The sequence below is a fragment of the Paenibacillus sp. ALE3 genome, from assembly GCF_054113405.1.
The window spans coordinates 4,438,109-4,453,538 of the sequence record NZ_CM134214.1 but is presented as its reverse complement, the minus strand read 5'-3'; the positions used below and the strand labels follow the sequence as shown (position 1 = coordinate 4,453,538).

At 46.4% G+C, this 15,430-nt stretch carries 16 protein-coding genes; 12 read left to right on the top strand and 4 right to left on the bottom strand.

Translation table 11 applies throughout. From position 1 onward, the window contains the following. Positions 1-52: 52 nt before the first annotated feature. Both ACXHJ2_RS19795 and ACXHJ2_RS19790 read right to left on the bottom strand, forming a co-directional pair. Complete coding sequence (locus ACXHJ2_RS19795) at positions 53-637, bottom strand: hypothetical protein (protein ID WP_165082853.1); 585 nt, start codon at positions 635-637, stop codon at positions 53-55. Positions 638-1,054: 417 nt separating this feature from the next. Beyond that, complete coding sequence (locus ACXHJ2_RS19790) at positions 1,055-1,519, bottom strand: AbrB/MazE/SpoVT family DNA-binding domain-containing protein (protein WP_165082953.1); 465 nt, start codon at positions 1,517-1,519, stop codon at positions 1,055-1,057. A gap of 290 nt (positions 1,520-1,809) precedes the next feature. On the opposite strand from ACXHJ2_RS19790, the gene ACXHJ2_RS19785 reads away from it, so the two are divergent. The 3 genes from ACXHJ2_RS19785 (at position 1,810) to ACXHJ2_RS19775 (ending at position 4,172) form a co-directional block, all read left to right on the top strand. Further along, entirely contained in the window at positions 1,810-2,682 is an 873-nt protein-coding gene (locus tag ACXHJ2_RS19785; RefSeq protein ID WP_185156537.1) for a transcriptional regulator, read from the top strand. A 113-nt stretch (positions 2,683-2,795) separates the two neighbouring features. Next, the gene (locus ACXHJ2_RS19780; protein ID WP_013369358.1) at positions 2,796-3,167 is read left to right on the top strand and encodes a MerR family transcriptional regulator; all 372 of its coding nucleotides are present in this window, start codon (positions 2,796-2,798) and stop codon (positions 3,165-3,167) included. A 240-nt stretch (positions 3,168-3,407) separates the two neighbouring features. Further along, positions 3,408-4,172: a MerR family transcriptional regulator gene (locus ACXHJ2_RS19775; RefSeq protein WP_165082949.1), complete on the top strand. Its 765-nt coding sequence runs from the start codon at positions 3,408-3,410 to the stop codon at positions 4,170-4,172. 95 nt (positions 4,173-4,267) lie between these two features. On the opposite strand, the gene ACXHJ2_RS19770 is transcribed toward ACXHJ2_RS19775, so the two are convergent. After that, a complete protein-coding gene (locus ACXHJ2_RS19770; protein ID WP_165082948.1) occupies positions 4,268-4,744 on the bottom strand; it encodes a hypothetical protein in 477 nt (158 codons plus the stop codon). 90 nt (positions 4,745-4,834) lie between these two features. Then, on the bottom strand, positions 4,835-5,314 hold the full coding sequence (locus ACXHJ2_RS19765) for a GAF domain-containing protein (RefSeq protein ID WP_013369361.1): 480 nt from the start codon (positions 5,312-5,314) through the stop codon (positions 4,835-4,837). Positions 5,315-5,667: 353 nt separating this feature from the next. Between ACXHJ2_RS19765 and ACXHJ2_RS19760 the strand changes: the two genes are divergently transcribed. The 9 genes from ACXHJ2_RS19760 (at position 5,668) to ACXHJ2_RS19720 (ending at position 15,356) form a co-directional block, all read left to right on the top strand. Continuing rightward, on the top strand, positions 5,668-5,973 hold the full coding sequence (locus ACXHJ2_RS19760; protein WP_025678044.1) for a hypothetical protein: 306 nt from the start codon (positions 5,668-5,670) through the stop codon (positions 5,971-5,973). 187 nt (positions 5,974-6,160) lie between these two features. Next, complete coding sequence (locus ACXHJ2_RS19755) at positions 6,161-6,757, top strand: GNAT family N-acetyltransferase (RefSeq protein WP_165082946.1); 597 nt, start codon at positions 6,161-6,163, stop codon at positions 6,755-6,757. Continuing rightward, complete coding sequence (locus ACXHJ2_RS19750; RefSeq protein WP_165082944.1) at positions 6,741-7,496, top strand: energy-coupling factor transporter transmembrane component T family protein; 756 nt, start codon at positions 6,741-6,743, stop codon at positions 7,494-7,496. Before ACXHJ2_RS19755 ends, ACXHJ2_RS19750 begins: the two co-directional genes overlap by 17 nt. A 163-nt stretch (positions 7,497-7,659) precedes the next feature. After that, positions 7,660-8,247 (top strand): ECF transporter S component, encoded by a 588-nt coding sequence (locus tag ACXHJ2_RS19745; protein ID WP_013369365.1) that lies wholly within the window; start codon positions 7,660-7,662, stop codon positions 8,245-8,247. 54 nt (positions 8,248-8,301) lie between these two features. Beyond that, positions 8,302-9,861: an ABC transporter ATP-binding protein gene (locus ACXHJ2_RS19740; RefSeq protein WP_165082942.1), complete on the top strand. Its 1,560-nt coding sequence runs from the start codon at positions 8,302-8,304 to the stop codon at positions 9,859-9,861. Between the two features lie 173 nt (positions 9,862-10,034). Continuing rightward, positions 10,035-11,549, top strand: coding sequence for an MDR family MFS transporter (locus tag ACXHJ2_RS19735; RefSeq protein ID WP_165083032.1), 1,515 nt, complete (start codon positions 10,035-10,037; stop codon positions 11,547-11,549). Between the two features lie 307 nt (positions 11,550-11,856). After that, positions 11,857-12,075, top strand: a complete 219-nt coding sequence (locus ACXHJ2_RS19730; RefSeq protein WP_457874301.1) for a hypothetical protein — start codon at positions 11,857-11,859, stop codon at positions 12,073-12,075. 83 nt (positions 12,076-12,158) lie between these two features. After that, a complete protein-coding gene (locus ACXHJ2_RS19725; protein ID WP_165082940.1) occupies positions 12,159-13,658 on the top strand; it encodes a glycoside hydrolase family 68 protein in 1,500 nt (499 codons plus the stop codon). A 105-nt stretch (positions 13,659-13,763) separates the two neighbouring features. Next, the gene (locus ACXHJ2_RS19720; RefSeq protein ID WP_165082938.1) at positions 13,764-15,356 is read left to right on the top strand and encodes a glycoside hydrolase family 32 protein; all 1,593 of its coding nucleotides are present in this window, start codon (positions 13,764-13,766) and stop codon (positions 15,354-15,356) included. The last annotated feature ends 74 nt before the right edge of the window (positions 15,357-15,430 follow it).

The window sequence follows — 15,430 nt, the reverse complement described above, 5'->3', positions numbered from 1 at the left end:
AATCAACACTCGCTCATGGCAAGCATCAATTTGCTACACTAAGGTATGGGTATTAGTTTTTTCGATTTTTCCGATTAGCACTATGAGATCCTCTGGAGGGCCATTGTGACCCGCTTCCCTGACCGCCACCTTGCCCATGAGGAGGCCACCACTGCGCCCCACCGCTCTGACCGCCACCTTGCCCATGGGGAGGCCACCACTGCGACCCACCGCCCTGGCCGCCGCCTTGCCCATGAGGAGGCCACCATTGCGCCCCACCGCCCTGGCTGCCGCCTTGCCCATGAGGATGCCAATGCGACCCACCACCTTGACTGCCGCCCTGCCCATGAGGATGCCAATGCGATCCACCACCTTGACCGCCGCCTTGGCCACCGCTTTGTCCTGCAACAGAAGGCATACTTGGATAGGGACCTTGTGCCTGACTGATTTGAGTAACGTCAATATAAGACTGTGTACCGTTAGGATATAGCACTAACATTGATTTATTTACGGGATCTACGCTTTTTACGAAAGCAACAATCTGTTGACCATTCACAGTAAATATCCCCCATAAATTAACAAAATTACTCACTTCAGTAGTGGTTGTAAAATGTGGTTGTAACGATCCCATCGAACGATTAGAAGAATGTTTTGACAAGGTGTGTATCTCTCCTTTAGATTGAATTTTGTGACATCATATGTGCAAACGTATTTGTTGGAATGGGCAATGTTCCTTTAAGATATTTTTTTTAAAACTCACTGTCCCCAAAAAGCATACCTTTACGGGTAAAGCATTTGGATGATTGGAAATAACATTAAAATGAATAAATAAACGAAATGACCTTCTTTATATAGAGAAGGTCATTTCGTTTAATTTAGGCGTTACTATTAATTGGCATTGTCTTCTTAAATAAGGCATAATCGCTTGCAATTCATCCAGTAGTTCTTTATACCTAGTATGGAATTTTCGCATATGCGTTTTGTCGGTTAGCTATGATGCTGCGTATCACGGTTCAAAATTAGCTGTACATGATGAAATCTCTGGTGTATACCTATGTAGGATAGCAAGCTGTAGTTATAGCAATTTTTTGAGCTGGGATATACGGGCTTGGGAAACCTCAAGCATTTTGGCATATTCGTGCTGTGCTGCATTGGGCTGCTTTTGCATTAATTCTTTGAGACTTTCAATCATCTGCTGTGTTGATCGCCGTAGACGTTTGGGCTCTTTATTCGACCGTTGTCCGTTGGCTAAAGCTGATTTGGCTGGTCTCAGGACAGGACTGAAATTTAACCCCTTCTTTAAACTTTCAATACATTCTTTACAAATAAAACTGTCCCTAAAATAAGTCAATTGTTCTGCTGAACCACACATTTTACACGTCACCCCGGTATATTTTCGAAAGGCGAGAATACCAGTTTCCTCATCTGCGAAAATCTCAACGGGATCACCCACACTAAAATCCATAGAAATTCGCATTTCTTTGGGAATGACGATACGGCCTAACGCATCTAGGGGACGTGTCATACCTGTACTTTTCAAATGATAACCTCCTTTTTTATATCCTTATAATACTAAATAATTATGATAAAAAAGAATAGGCTTAGAGAAGCAATCGCATATATTAAGTAAACTGTTGAAAAGTATACAAGTAATTCCCATAATATGTTTGTTTAATGGTGCAAAACGTGTTGAGGAATTATAGGGGGTTGCCGATATATATTCAGAATCAATATTCTAGTTGGCAAAGAAATTTTTAGTAATATACGTTAAGGGGCTGTGAATTACATATGAGAATATTTCAGTTTTGGAAGAAAAATAAAAAAACTGTGGTGGCAATCAATTTGGACACGGCTATTCCTGCAGCCATTATAAAGGTTGGCGGATTAGTAGATCGGCCAGAGCAATTCACCGCCGAGGCGAAAAATTCGGCTGCTATGCTGGGAGAAGAGGCATTGCCTCTATTCCCGCGTTATTTTTTCGGGACTGAGTTGCAGAAGCCAGAGAGTTTGGCGGGAAAGTACGAAGGTTTGGGTGACTGGCTGCATATTCAACAGGATGCTATTTTTGAGATTATCTACAATTACAGGGAAAAGGCGATTCCTATGTTGTATGAGGTAGCGTTCGGGGTGTACGATTGGACGCAGTATAAGGCGGTGCGGATACTAACTCGGTTAGCCCGTGAAGGCCTTCAGACCGACCAGATTGTGGACGATATTATCAGCCATGTCGACGATTTTCGTTATGAGGCACAAATGCCTACATTCTATTTTCTGTCCGGACTGACGGGCAATAAGAAGATTGCCGCGCTGCTGCAAAGGCATTTCCTTGAGAATCTGGAATACGATCCGATTGATGCCTTTGATATTTTCGAGAATTTGCACCGTTGTTCGCCTGATGTTGCCATGAGACATGCCGATTTTCTCAAAGCCATTGCCCGTGGTGAAGGCCTAGAAGGCCGCTCTCCGTTACTGGACGGAGCGATAGGGACTACCGATGAGAACGGCAAGCAAGAGTACCACTGGCCTGATGATGAACCTGTCGAAGAGCACCACCAATTACGAGCGGCCATATTTTATTACCAGTTGAATTCTCACGATGAAGAGGTCAATCGGCTGTTGGATCAATGGGAAGTGAGCCATCCGGAGGAGAATGTAAGGAGTTATATTGGGAAATTGCGAGGGGAAGGACAGGGAGAGAACTAGCTGTTCAATTGGTGAATAGGAAATCTTAATTTTGCACTCTTTTCTATGAAAACTTATACTTATCGTTACAGCTGACTTGAAGCGAAAATACAAGAACGAGGAGGGGATCAACCATGTACTCCATTAAAGAAGTTGAAATCAGGAGCGGATTGCCAGCATCTACCCTTCGTTATTATGAAAAAGAGGGCATTCTACCTGATGTCGGTCGGGATGAAGGTGGGAGAAGGGTATATACCGAGAAACAAATGGATTGGATCAGGTTCCTTATGGCTATGAAAGACACAGGAATGACCATTGAAGAAATTAAGGCATACCTTGAGCTAAATGTAAAAGGAGAAGCCACGATCCAAGAGCGAAGAGATTTCCTGGTTGCTCACAAAAAGAAAGTGGAAGAACATATGGCACAAACGCAACACAATTTGGAGAAAATTATTCAAAAGATAGCTTACTACGATCATGTGGTCATGGGAAAAAGCTTCTCTTAGTCGCCAGATCGAATTGAATATATGAAGCCCCCAGCCTATTTGAAATACGCTGTAGGGCTTTTTTTGCATAGATATCTAAAGATACCTGCTGTAGGTCGCAAGTATGAAAAATCGTTGGCAATTAGGCGGTTCACAATGTGCTTACAGGGTAAAAGTGTAGTACCAAGGTGGGGAAGTGGGGGCATTGACTCTCACGCCACGTGAGGCTGTAGACTGGGAAAGCAAGGGAGGTGAAGCGGAATGGCTTATACGGTTAAGGAAGTATCTAATCTGTCGGGAATCAGCGTTCGAACTTTGCATTATTATGATGAAATTGGATTGCTGAAACCACATCATATCGGAAATAATGGATATCGCTATTACGAACAGGAACAACTGTTGAGGCTTCAGCAAATCATGGTGTATAGGGAACTGGATTTGCCTTTATCCGAAATTGGCAATGTGCTGGAGCAAACCAAGGAACAAAAGGCTGAGGTTTTGCAGGTGCATCGAGCCAAGATTGAGGCCAAGGTCTTCCGCTTGCATACTCTCCTTCAGACCATCGACGAAACGGTGGCTCATTTGAAAGGAGAACAAACGATGGAACCAGAGCAAATGTACCAAGGGTTTAACACGGAAAAACAAGAAATGTATGAACGTGATCTGACGGAACGTTATGGTTCACAGGTCGAAGAGAAGGTTCAGGAGAGTAAGACTGCGACGACGAACTGGAGCAAAGAGGATTATTTGGATTCGCAGGCAGAGGCAGATCAGATTCATCGGGAGTTGGCTGAAGCCATGAATAAGGGATTGAAGCATAACAGTGTAGAAGTACAGGCGCTGATCCGCCGTCATCTTCAATGGGTAAGCCGATTTTATACCCCTACAGCAGAAATTTATAGCGGGCTGGGAGACTTATATGTAGAACATGAGGATTTCAGTAAAATGTATGAAGGCTATCACCCTGGGCTGGCTGAGTATTTGCGAGACGGAATGAAGGAGCTGGCCAAGCGGGAATTAACCTAGCAATAGCTGATGAAATGGCTATAAGTAATATGAAAAAAGGGTGAACAACAAACCAATCGACGGCCTGCTGTTCACCCTTTTTTGTGTAAAGCAGCTTACATGCCGCTTGGTGCTATTCTCATGCCTTGTTGACTGCTGTTTCCGAACTGCTGCATGTTACTACTGCCTGCAAAATGCTGTCCGGTCGTCCCCATATGTTGCGGAAAGTTGTGATTCATGTGGCTTCCTGTACTAAAGGCGGATGGTTGCATACTACGGGAAGCATAGTTATCGCCAAATCCAGGTTGAGTCATTTGGTTGCTCGAGCGGATGGTGTTTTCCAGCTGACTACACAGTTGAATAACTTGTTGGTATTGCTGCATAGCTTTTTGGTGGTCCTGGATTGCGGTTTGGATCATTTGAGCCGCATTACGTTCACGTTGCATCAGGCTTTCAAGGCTGGATGCATTTTGTTGCTCTTGTTGCAGCAACTGTTGATACATAGCGGTTCCTTGCTGTGTTTGTTGTACCAATTGCTGAATAATTTGTTCACATTGATGAATTTGTTGTTGCGGAGCCATGTTATTGAACATTGATCATCAATCTCCTTCGCCGGATAGTTTAGGTTTTAGGACCCTCATATATTGTGGCGAAGGAAGAGCATATATATGCACAATTTTTGGTTACAGGCTGGATACCAGAATAGCCGTAAATTCCTCTAGGAATACACGATCTTCGTGATCAAATCGGCTTTTTAGCGGGCTGTCAATGTCCAGCACCCCAATCAGCTCATCGTTCTTGATTAGAGGGATAACGATTTCGCTATTGGAAGCAGCGTCACAGGCGATATGTCCTGGAAATGCATGTACATCGTCAATGACAAGTGTTCGCCGTTCAGCTGCTGCGGTACCGCAAACGCCGCGCCCCAGTGGAATCCGTATACATGCGGGTAAACCCTGGAAGGGACCTAGTACAAGCTCAGTCCCATCATAAAGATAGAAGCCACTCCAGTTCACATCTGGAAGAAAGTGACCCAGTAACGCTGAAGCGTTCGCTAAATTGGCAATCCTATTGGATTCATCGTGAACAAGTGCCCGGAGTTGTCCGAGAACGGATTCGAATTGTTCCTGACGTGTTCCTTCGTAAGGGATAGTTTGAAACATGTAGAGTCCACGCTCCTAACATTAAATTTTCATATTAACTGTTGTATATATCACCAAAAATAGGTAATTGTGCAAATCGCTTTTACCATTGGTTAATTAATTTAAGATATAACGATTGTACATATTCAGTCAAGTAGAAAATAGCACTACCGTCTTGGAATAATCACCTTACTCTAACAGCAGCACAATTCCCTATCTGTACAAGCAGCGCTGACGGCAAAGCTTTACGTTTTAGCGGGACATATAGTTATAGGAAGTAATTCAGCGAGGGTTGCCCTCATCTGTTTCCAGCTTCTCCCCTATGGGTAAAAACAATGTAACATGTTGGCTTAGGCCAGAGAGGAGTTACAATTATGCATGCAGATGTTCAGAACTTGTTTATCCGTATACAGATGCTTTCTTACGCACAGCAGAACGATTTGACGGTGAGTGATGTACAACCGTTGCTCGAAGAACGCGGGTACCGTGTAGGTGAACGAGAGGTCAAGCAGGAACTGGAAAACCTGACACAGGAAAACTTTCTGACACCGCATGATGATATGTTCAGTCTTACCGGCGCAGGGATCGAAGAATTGCAGGAGATTCAGTCAATGCTAGGCGTATTGTACGAAGATGTTGTGAAAAATCCAGCGCAAGTCGCTGCCCGTGCCTCTTCATAAAAGAATAGGGACACAAAAAAATCATATAAAAATAAAAGGTAGCCCTTTTCATTCCTGATTCCAGGAAGCGGAGGGCTAATTTGATTTTATAGGGTCTGTCCACTTTAATAAGGTTGTGTTTGTTGGAGGTGTATGCTTAAATGTAGCGTATATTTGTTGTATTTTGATGCTGGAAGGATGATGGAACATGTGTGCATATGCATGTAAGGGGCATATACCACTGCTGGAAAGCCCGCGTCTTCGGCTGCGAAGGATGGAAAGTCGGGATGCGGCTACGATGTTCGCTTGCTGGTCTGACCCGGAGGTTCACCGTTATATGAATCTTCCCGGTATGTCAGGACGTGAGGATGCTGAGGATATGATTGGGCTGTTGAATGAGCTGGCGAAGACGGAGGATGCGCTGCGCTGGGGGATCGAGCTGAAGGACAACGGGAAGCTGATTGGAAGCTGCGGCTTTAATTATTGGCAGACAGAGGGAGCTTATAAAGCCGAGATTGGCTATGAGTTGGCCAAGCCTTATTGGCGACAGGGCTATATGACGGAGGCGCTTCGCTTGGTGCTTTCATTCGGATATGGCACGATCCGATTAAATCGGATTGAAGCACTGGTGGACCCGCGCAATACAGGCTCGCAAGCCCTGCTGTCCTCGATGGGCTGGACCCAGGAAGGGCTATTACGGCAGGTACAGCATACATCTACAGGTTTTAAGGATATGCTGATGTACTCATTACTGCATGAAGAATGGCTCAGACTGGAGGTACAACGAAATGCTGTTTCAGTATAACGGCGGTTCGTCGCCGCTGCACAGGCTTGGACCGTTAAGTAAGCTTATATGGGTGGGATGCTTTAGCCTCCTGTCGATGTCATGGGATTCGACGCTACGGGAAGCGGCACTCTTGGCGGTACTGATCGCTGTGGCTGGCTTAGGTGCACGGTTGACCCTTGCACGACAACTTCGCGCTATGTCGTTCCTGATTGGTTTAGGGATTCCATATTTTATACTGTCTATCCTAGCGATTCGAGAAGGGCATGAAGTGGCTTCATGGGGACCCATTGTGATTACAGCTGAGGGACTGGATATCGCGGGGGCGTTAACGCTGCGGATTTTTGTCTTGTTTTTGGCATCCTATATCTATCTCTCGACGACCGATCCCCGGGATTTTGTGCAGGCTCTGAATCTTCGCTTGCGTGTGCCTTATCGATTTGCGTTCGGTATATCAGTAGCGCTGACGTTCCTGCCCCTATTGGAAGAAGAGGGGCGTACAATTATGGCTGCACGACGTGTCCGTGGACAGGAGCCACCACGAGGATGGAGCAATCGGTTATCATGGTGGAGCGGGTATGCGGCTGTTGTGTTGGTGAATGCTGTGAGACGGGTTCAGCAGACGGCACTGGCTATGGAGGGCAAAGGTTTTGGCGCATATGCAGAACGGACGTATCTTCGAACACTGAAGAATGGGCGTTTAGGCTACGTATATGCTGTGATTGCTGTATTCGCTACGGCTGTTTTATGGTGGGTATGATAAAGAAGCAGCCCCTTTTTTTTGTTCTTATTGTCAACTCGTTAAATAAAATTAGGTTGACAATGAGACAACGGATGAATACATTTATACAGTAACAGTTTGTACAAGGGCCAGAGTCTATGACCTTGTATACTAGATTATGGAGAGGAGTCAAGAAATATATATGAAAGAATCTCGTATTTTTGCCAAGTTTACAACGCTGGATATCGTGTTAATGGCTATGCTGGCTACGTTGAACGGCGTCATGACTGTGTATTTGTCGATGATTAACAAAACGTTAAATAGTCTGGGAGGGCCTATTGCAACTTCCGCTATCGTCGGGCTGTACATGATATATGGTTTGCTGGCCTATTATATTATTCGTAAGCCAGGTACGGCGGTAATTGCTTATGCCTTTGGCGCAGTAGTGCAGTCTTTTATGGGCTCTGCCTATGGAATTGCGTCTATCATCGCGGCGGCTGTCTGCTATATGGTTGTGGCGGAACTGGTATTTGCTCTTTTGCGATATCGCCGCTGGAACACAGTTTCACTGATGCTGGCGGGCGGAGCCATGGTTCCGCTGTGGTTTATCGTGGCAGCCAATATGTTTGGCTATATGCATTGGGGATGGAAGGTGCTGACGATTGCACTGGTCGTTCGTATCCTGAGCGGCATTGTCCTGTGTGGTCTGCTGACGAAAGTACTGGGCGATGCCTTAAATGGAACGGGGCTGTTAAAACGCTTTGAACTGGGACGCGCTTCACGTGCATAACCAAGGCTATGCATGGCTATAGCTTGAACAATAGGGATCGAGGGTATTTCGGTTATGAATGAACGTAGTGATCATGCTTTTGAGAATAGAGTGGCCGTGTCCTTGAGGAATTTTGGCTATCGGTATGATGACCAGGTGGAGCCAGCGTTACATGGTCTGACGCTGGACATTGCGGTGGGCGAGCATGTAGCCATTGTTGGAGCTAGCGGAAGTGGAAAGTCTACGCTGTGCCAGCTGCTTCATGGCGGGTTGTCCCGTTCTGGCGAGGGTGAACGGACGGGAGAGCTGACCGTGTACGGGATGGACCCCGACACCGCTGAATTGGCTACGGTCGCCACCACTGTCGGCGTCGTGCTTCAGGACCCGGATGCCCAGCTAGTGCAGGGAATCGTCGAAGACGAAATTGCTTTTGGACCGGAGAATCTGCGCGTGCCTCCGGCAGAAATAGAGCAGCGCCTTGCCGCTGCACTGGAGGCCGTCGGCCTGGCATCCGAGCGCAGCTCCTTCGTGCGGCGCCTCTCGGGAGGCCAGCGCCAACGCACCGCCATTGCTGCGGTGCTGGCGCTGGAAGCGCCGCTGGTCGTGTTCGACGACGCAGCTGCGCAGTTGGACCCGCCGGCTGTACGGGACTTCGTCCTGCTATGTCGGCGGCTCCATGCCGCAGGCCGGACGGTGATCACTGCGTCCGGCCGTATAGATGATGGCGCGCGTGCAGCACAGCGCCTCATCGTGCTGAAGGGCGGGACTATGCTGCTGCAAGGTCCGCCCGAAGAGCTGCTGCGCGAGCATGGGGCGCAGCTGGCAACCTGGGGGCTGCTCCCCTCTTCCGCAGGGAGGGAAGACATGCCGCATGAGCCGGGGGTGAATTCCGGCTCGGCGGCTAACTGCGCTGGGCAGCCGTTGCTGGAGGTGAAGGGATTGCCCTTCACCTATCCCGGCAGCCAGCGCCCGGCGCTCAAGGGTGTGAGTCTTGCCCTTGCGCCTGGCGAACGAGCCGTAATGCTGGGCGAGAACGGCTCTGGCAAAACCACGCTGGGCAAGCTGCTTATGGGTCTACTCCCCGCACCGAAGGGATGCATGTGGTGGGAGGGGCAGGATATGTCGAAGCTGCCCATTCATCAACTGGCAGCCGGGATCGGTTATGTGTTCCAGCAACCAGAGCATCAGTTTGCAGCTGCAACGGTGTGGGAAGAGTGCTTGTACAGCGTGCGCGCCAAGTTTGGTTTACGGATCGGAGATCCGATTCCCGCCGCCTATGAGGAACGAGCGCATCGCTTACTGGCAGCCGCCAGGCTGGGCCACAGGCTAGAGGTTTCGCCATACCTGTTAAGTGGAGGCGAAAAAAGGCTTTTGAGCGTTGCGGCGCAGTTTATCCTACCCAAAAAGCTTTACATTTTGGATGAGCCAACTGCGGGAACGGATTACGAAGGGGCGAATAGCCTGCTCCGTATGTGTACAGAGCAGGCTGCTGAAGGCGCGGCTTTTCTAATCATTACCCATGATATACAGATAGCTGAACGCTTTGCCAGCCATGTTCTTCGTATGGAAGAGGGGTATCTCTATAAAACGGAAGATAGCGGGAGTTATCATACGATTACAGTTGACAAAAATTAAGGATATGTAGACAATAATATATATACATCGTACACAACAGGCGGCCTATATAGGCCGCCTGTTTACGATTATGCAGTGCGGGTAATCATCCAAGCTTGGAAGGGAAACCGTACAGATACAACACAGTATTTACAAGGAAAGGATTTGTGATTTGCTTGGGAAACGATAAACCTATGAAGCGCGGGCTCGTGCTGACAGGTGTTCTATTGGCCACCTTTCTGGCCGCGATTGAAGGAACGGTTATCGGTCCAGCAGGACCGACAATTGTGAGTGAACTGGGCAGTGTGAGTTTGCTCAGCTGGATTTTTACGGCATATTTGCTGACGATGGCTGTAACCACGCCTATTTTCGGCAAACTTAGCGATTTGTTTGGCCGAAAACCCATTTTTCTAATTGGGTGCTCGTTATTTGTGGTTGGCTCTTTGCTTTGTATGCTGGCTGGTAGTATGGAGCAGCTTATTTTATACCGGGCTATTCAAGGGATTGGAGCAGGCGGTGTCATTCCTGTTACCTTTACCATTATCGGTGATATATACAAAATGGAGGAACGTGGTAAAGTCCAAGGCATGATCAGCTCGGTATGGGGGATTTCTTCCCTTGTCGGGCCTCTCTTGGGCGGTTACGTGGTCACCTATTTTGGCTGGGAATGGATTTTTGGCTTTAACGTTCCCTTTGGATTACTGGCTATGTTCTTCATCGCCCGTTACCTGCGGGAACAGGTAAGCAAGCGTACCGCACGTATCGACGTGGCGGGAGCAGTTACCTTTACCATCGGGATGACGGCACTCTTGCTCGTATTGGCCCTTGGGGGACAGTATATCGACTGGGCTTCTCCTGAATTGCTGGCCTTGGCTGCGGTGGCTATTTTGTTCCTGGTTTTGTTTTTGGTTATCGAAAAGCGCGCTCAGGAACCGATGGTGCCTCTGAAGCTGTTTCAGATACGGGATATCGCTTTTTCCTGTGCCGCTGCACTACTCGTCAGTACCCTGCTAATCGGGCTGACTAGCTATCTTCCACTATGGATTCAGGGCGTACACGGTGGAGATGCCGCTTCATCTGGTCTTGCACTGGCACCAATGTCCGTAGGCTGGCTGTTTGGCTCCATGATCGGTGGACGCATTTTGCTGACGCTGGGCTCGCGTCGAACCTCTTTGATCGGGCTGACCCTGATTGTATTGGGAGCCTTCGTCATGACCTTGATGAACCTAACAACTCCAATCTGGCTTCTGTTCCTGTCTACGTTATTGTATGGACTGGGATTTGGCTTCTCGATAACCGTGTTCACGATTATTGCTCAGTCCTCGGTCGGATTCCAGCTGCGTGGCGCGTCTACAGCCTTGAATACGTTCCTGCGCACATTGGGACAAACGATTGGGGTTGCAGCCTTCGGTTCATGGCTGAATTATCGTATTGCTGCCCAGACAGCGGACGGACAGCTCACTCAGCAAGGGGTTACGCAGGAGGATATCAATGGTCTGCTGGCCCCGCATGCTTCACAGAGTCTAAGTGACAAGGTTGCCGGATTACTCCGGTCTGTACTGGAAAACAGTCTGCATTCCTTGTTCGTGATCATGGTCGTTATTGCAGTGATTAGCTGGTTTGTTGTCCTCGGCTTGCGGAACCGCCCACCGGGTACGGAAGAAGAGGCAGATCAGCGTATAAAGGCACCACAAAGAGAACACGCATAAAAAATAATATACTTCTTTCATTATAAGAGACAGTCCGGTACACCAATAAGGGGCCGGGCTGTTTCTTTATGCTAAGGTCTCTCCTCCTACTGATTCAGCAAAATAGCCACCTCGTATAGGACCGATAAATTCCCCAGTATATAAAAAAGAAAATAAAACCCCCTAGAGATTGCGATATATTCATATCGAATAGGTAACGAAATGGTAAAAAAGTCTTAAAAAATTGTAACTAAAAATTTGTTTCTGTATTGAGCCATACAGTACTAAGGAACCATTTTTTTGAACCCGCTTCCAAATCGGGCTTTGTATGATTTATTTTAGAACGATTTTGCATGTGAATGAAGCAACCAACCAAGCAAAATGGGATACGAAAAAAAATCAAGTAACAAATTTTTCTGAATGTAATAAGAATGAAAAAAAAGGGATTTTCAGAAAATTACTAGGAAAATATGAGGATAAAATTTATAGAGAAATCTGTTTTCTTCCCTCACATAATAGGGATTTTCAGTCTATATCAATCGTTTGACATACCATATAAAATGGCCCTACCAACCAAAAAATTGGGTTTCAAATCTAGAAAGCATAATCAGATTAAGGGAGATGGATTACTTGAAGTTTAACAAATGGTTTAGTAAAGCAGCCACTGCAACAGTAGCAACTACCTTACTGTTAGGAGGCGGCGTTCAGGCTTTTGCAAAGGGAAATGACGAGGCAGATACCAAAGCAGACAGTGCATTTACCCAAATTACGCGTAGTGACATGCTGAATATTTTCAAACAGCAAGGTAAAGAGAAATATGAGGTTCCGTCCTTCGATGCCTCTACAATTAAAAATATTCCTTCTGCTATTGGTCACGATAGCTCAGGCAAGCAGATTGATCTGGATGTCTGGGACAGCTGGCCGTTACAAAATGCCGATGGCACAGTGGCTAATTACAAGGGATATAATATCGTTTTTGGATTGGCAGGCGATCCTAAAAGAGGCGAGGATACATTTATATATCTGTTCTATCAAAAAGCGGGTGATACTTCACTGAGCGGCTGGAAAAATGCTGGTAGAGTATTTAAAGACAATGATAAACTGCTCTCCAACGATCCGATTCTCAAAAATCAGTCAGAAGAATGGTCCGGCTCAGCTACCTTAACCTCTGATGGACAAGTACGTTTATTCTATACCAGCAGACAGCCGTATGACCCGAATAACAAATTATACGGCAAGCAAACCTTGAGCACGGCTCAAATTAATGTCTCTCAGCCTGATGATAAGACACTGAAAGTAGATGGAGTCGAGGATTTGAAATCGATCTATGACGGTGGAGATGGGAAAACCTATCAAAATGTACAGCAAAGCGTCGGAATAGATATGGATAATCATACTCTTCGAGACCCTCACTATGTCGAGGATCAAGGCCACAAATATATTATATTTGAAGCCAACACAGGAACAGAGACAGGCTATCAGGGCGAAGATTCGATTCAAAACCCAGCTTATTATGGCGGCAATAAGAATTTCTTCAAGGAAGAGCAACAAAACCTGCTGCAAAGTCCTAAGAAAAAGGGAGCTGAGCTGGCGAACGGCGCACTGGGCATCGTTGAATTGAATGATGATTATACGTTGAAAAATGTAATGCCTCCTTTGATTGCATCCAATCTGGTAACAGATGAAATTGAACGGGCGAATGTGTTCAAAATGAACGGTTTGTGGTATTTATTTACGAGTACAAGAGGTTCTAAGGTGACTGTAGATGCGATCGGTGACGATGATATTTACATGCTGGGTTATGTTTCGACTTCCTTGACAGGGCCTTATAAACCGTTGAATGGAACCGGTCTCGTTCTTCATCAGGATCTGGATCGTGATGATATTACCTGGACGTATGCCCATTTTGCTATCCCGCAAGGCAAAGGCAATAACGTAGTCGTTTCGAGTTATATGACCAATCGTGGGCTTTTCCCGGATCACAAATCTACTTTTGCACCAAGCTTCCTGCTGAATATTAAAGGTTCGAAAACTTCTGTTGTGAAAAACGGTATTCTGGAACAAGGGCAAATCACGATTGATCCAGCGAATGACAAAAAAGAACACCAAAATGAGTACGGAAAGAAATAAGTAGGTATTTAAGCAGTATGTCCGAAGGCGGCAGTCGGTAGCAACCCGATCTGTCGTCCGTCGGACGATACATAACGATGCAATGAAGTAAGGAGGATCGTCATAATGAGAAAAAAAGCTCCCAAGAACATTTGGATACGATCCGTAGTAGTCATCACAGGCTTAACGATATTCATAGCTATGGGATGGAATATGTACCAACAGGATGCTGTCAAACCCCCTAAACCTGCTGCAACTCCAAAAAATCAAGCAAATCAAAGTAAGCATTCAACACCGACCTACCGGGCAGCCTACCATTTTACCGTTCCGGATAAGTGGAAAAATGATCCGCAGCGGCCGATTTATATGGATGGAAAATATCATTATTACTATTTATATAATCGTGATTACCCTCATAAGAACGGTACAGAATGGCGCCATGCAACATCGACCGATCTGGTTCATTGGAAAGATGAAGGGGTGGCGATTCCCAAATATACAAACCCGAATGGAGATCCTTGGTCTGGTTCGGTCGTGATCGACGATCATGGCACCGCTGGTTTTGGAAAAGGCGCACTTGTAGCCATTGTCACACAGCCCTCCGCAGATGGAGGAAAGCAGGAACAATTTCTGTGGTACAGTAAGGATAAAGGCAAGACGTTTACTTCTTACCGCAACAAGCCTGTGATGTCCAATCCTGGTACGAAGGATTTTAGAGATCCCAAAATCGTCCGGGATACTGGGCGTAATCAATGGGTAATGGTCATGGCGGAGGGAACGAAGATTGGCTTTTATAAGTCTAAAAATTTAAAGGATTGGCAGTTTACGAGTGGCTTTCAAACGGAAAATATCGGGCTTGTGGAATGCCCTGACCTTTACCAGATGCGCGCGGATGATGGGACCTATCAATGGATTCTGGGCGCGAGCGCCAATAGTAAACCAACCGGCGGGCCCAACACGTATGCCTATTGGATAGGAGATTTTAATGGAGAAGCATTTCTCCCTGATCGCAATGATCCTGATTGGCTGGATTATGGCTTTGACTGGTATGGTGCGGTTACGTTCGAGGATGGCAAAGCCAAAGACCAATACAGTCACCGTTATGCGCTGGCCTGGATGAACAATTGGGATTATGCCAATAACACGCCTACCCTAAAAGAAGGCTTTAATGGAATGGATTCAGTTGTTCGCCAAATTCGGTTGAAGCGTACATCTAATGTCGGCTATCGCTTGGTTTCACAGCCTGTACCAGCTTTGGAGCAATTCCCAGTTGCAACGGAATCATTGGGGAAGATCCAAGTAGCGGGGACTCACACGCTTCCGATAGCAGGTGATGCCTATCAGTTAGAGGCGGATGTATCTTGGTCAACGATCAAAAATACAGGATTGAGGCTTCGAGAGTCTGCGGATGGCAAGCGTCATGTAGATGTGGGTGTTTCGGTGGAGGGTCAATACTCTTATGTAAACAGAGCGAACACCGGGCAGCCGGATCAGAGTGGAAAATATGTAGAGAGTAAGGCGCCTTTTGATACCAACAAGAAAAATGTCCACTTGAAGATTCTCGTCGATAAAACCAGCATCGAAGTCTTTGTAGATGATGGAGAAGTAGCTTATTCCTCCTTAATATTCCCACGCTTAGAGGATCGGGGAATTACTCTTTTTTCAGATGGCGGTAAGGCTATTTTTAGTAATGTAATTATCAAACATTTTAGTCATTAAAAAAGTCCACCCATGAATATAAGGGTGGACTTTTCTGTGTAAATCTAAATTTTCGTTTAGCACAGCTATAAGAT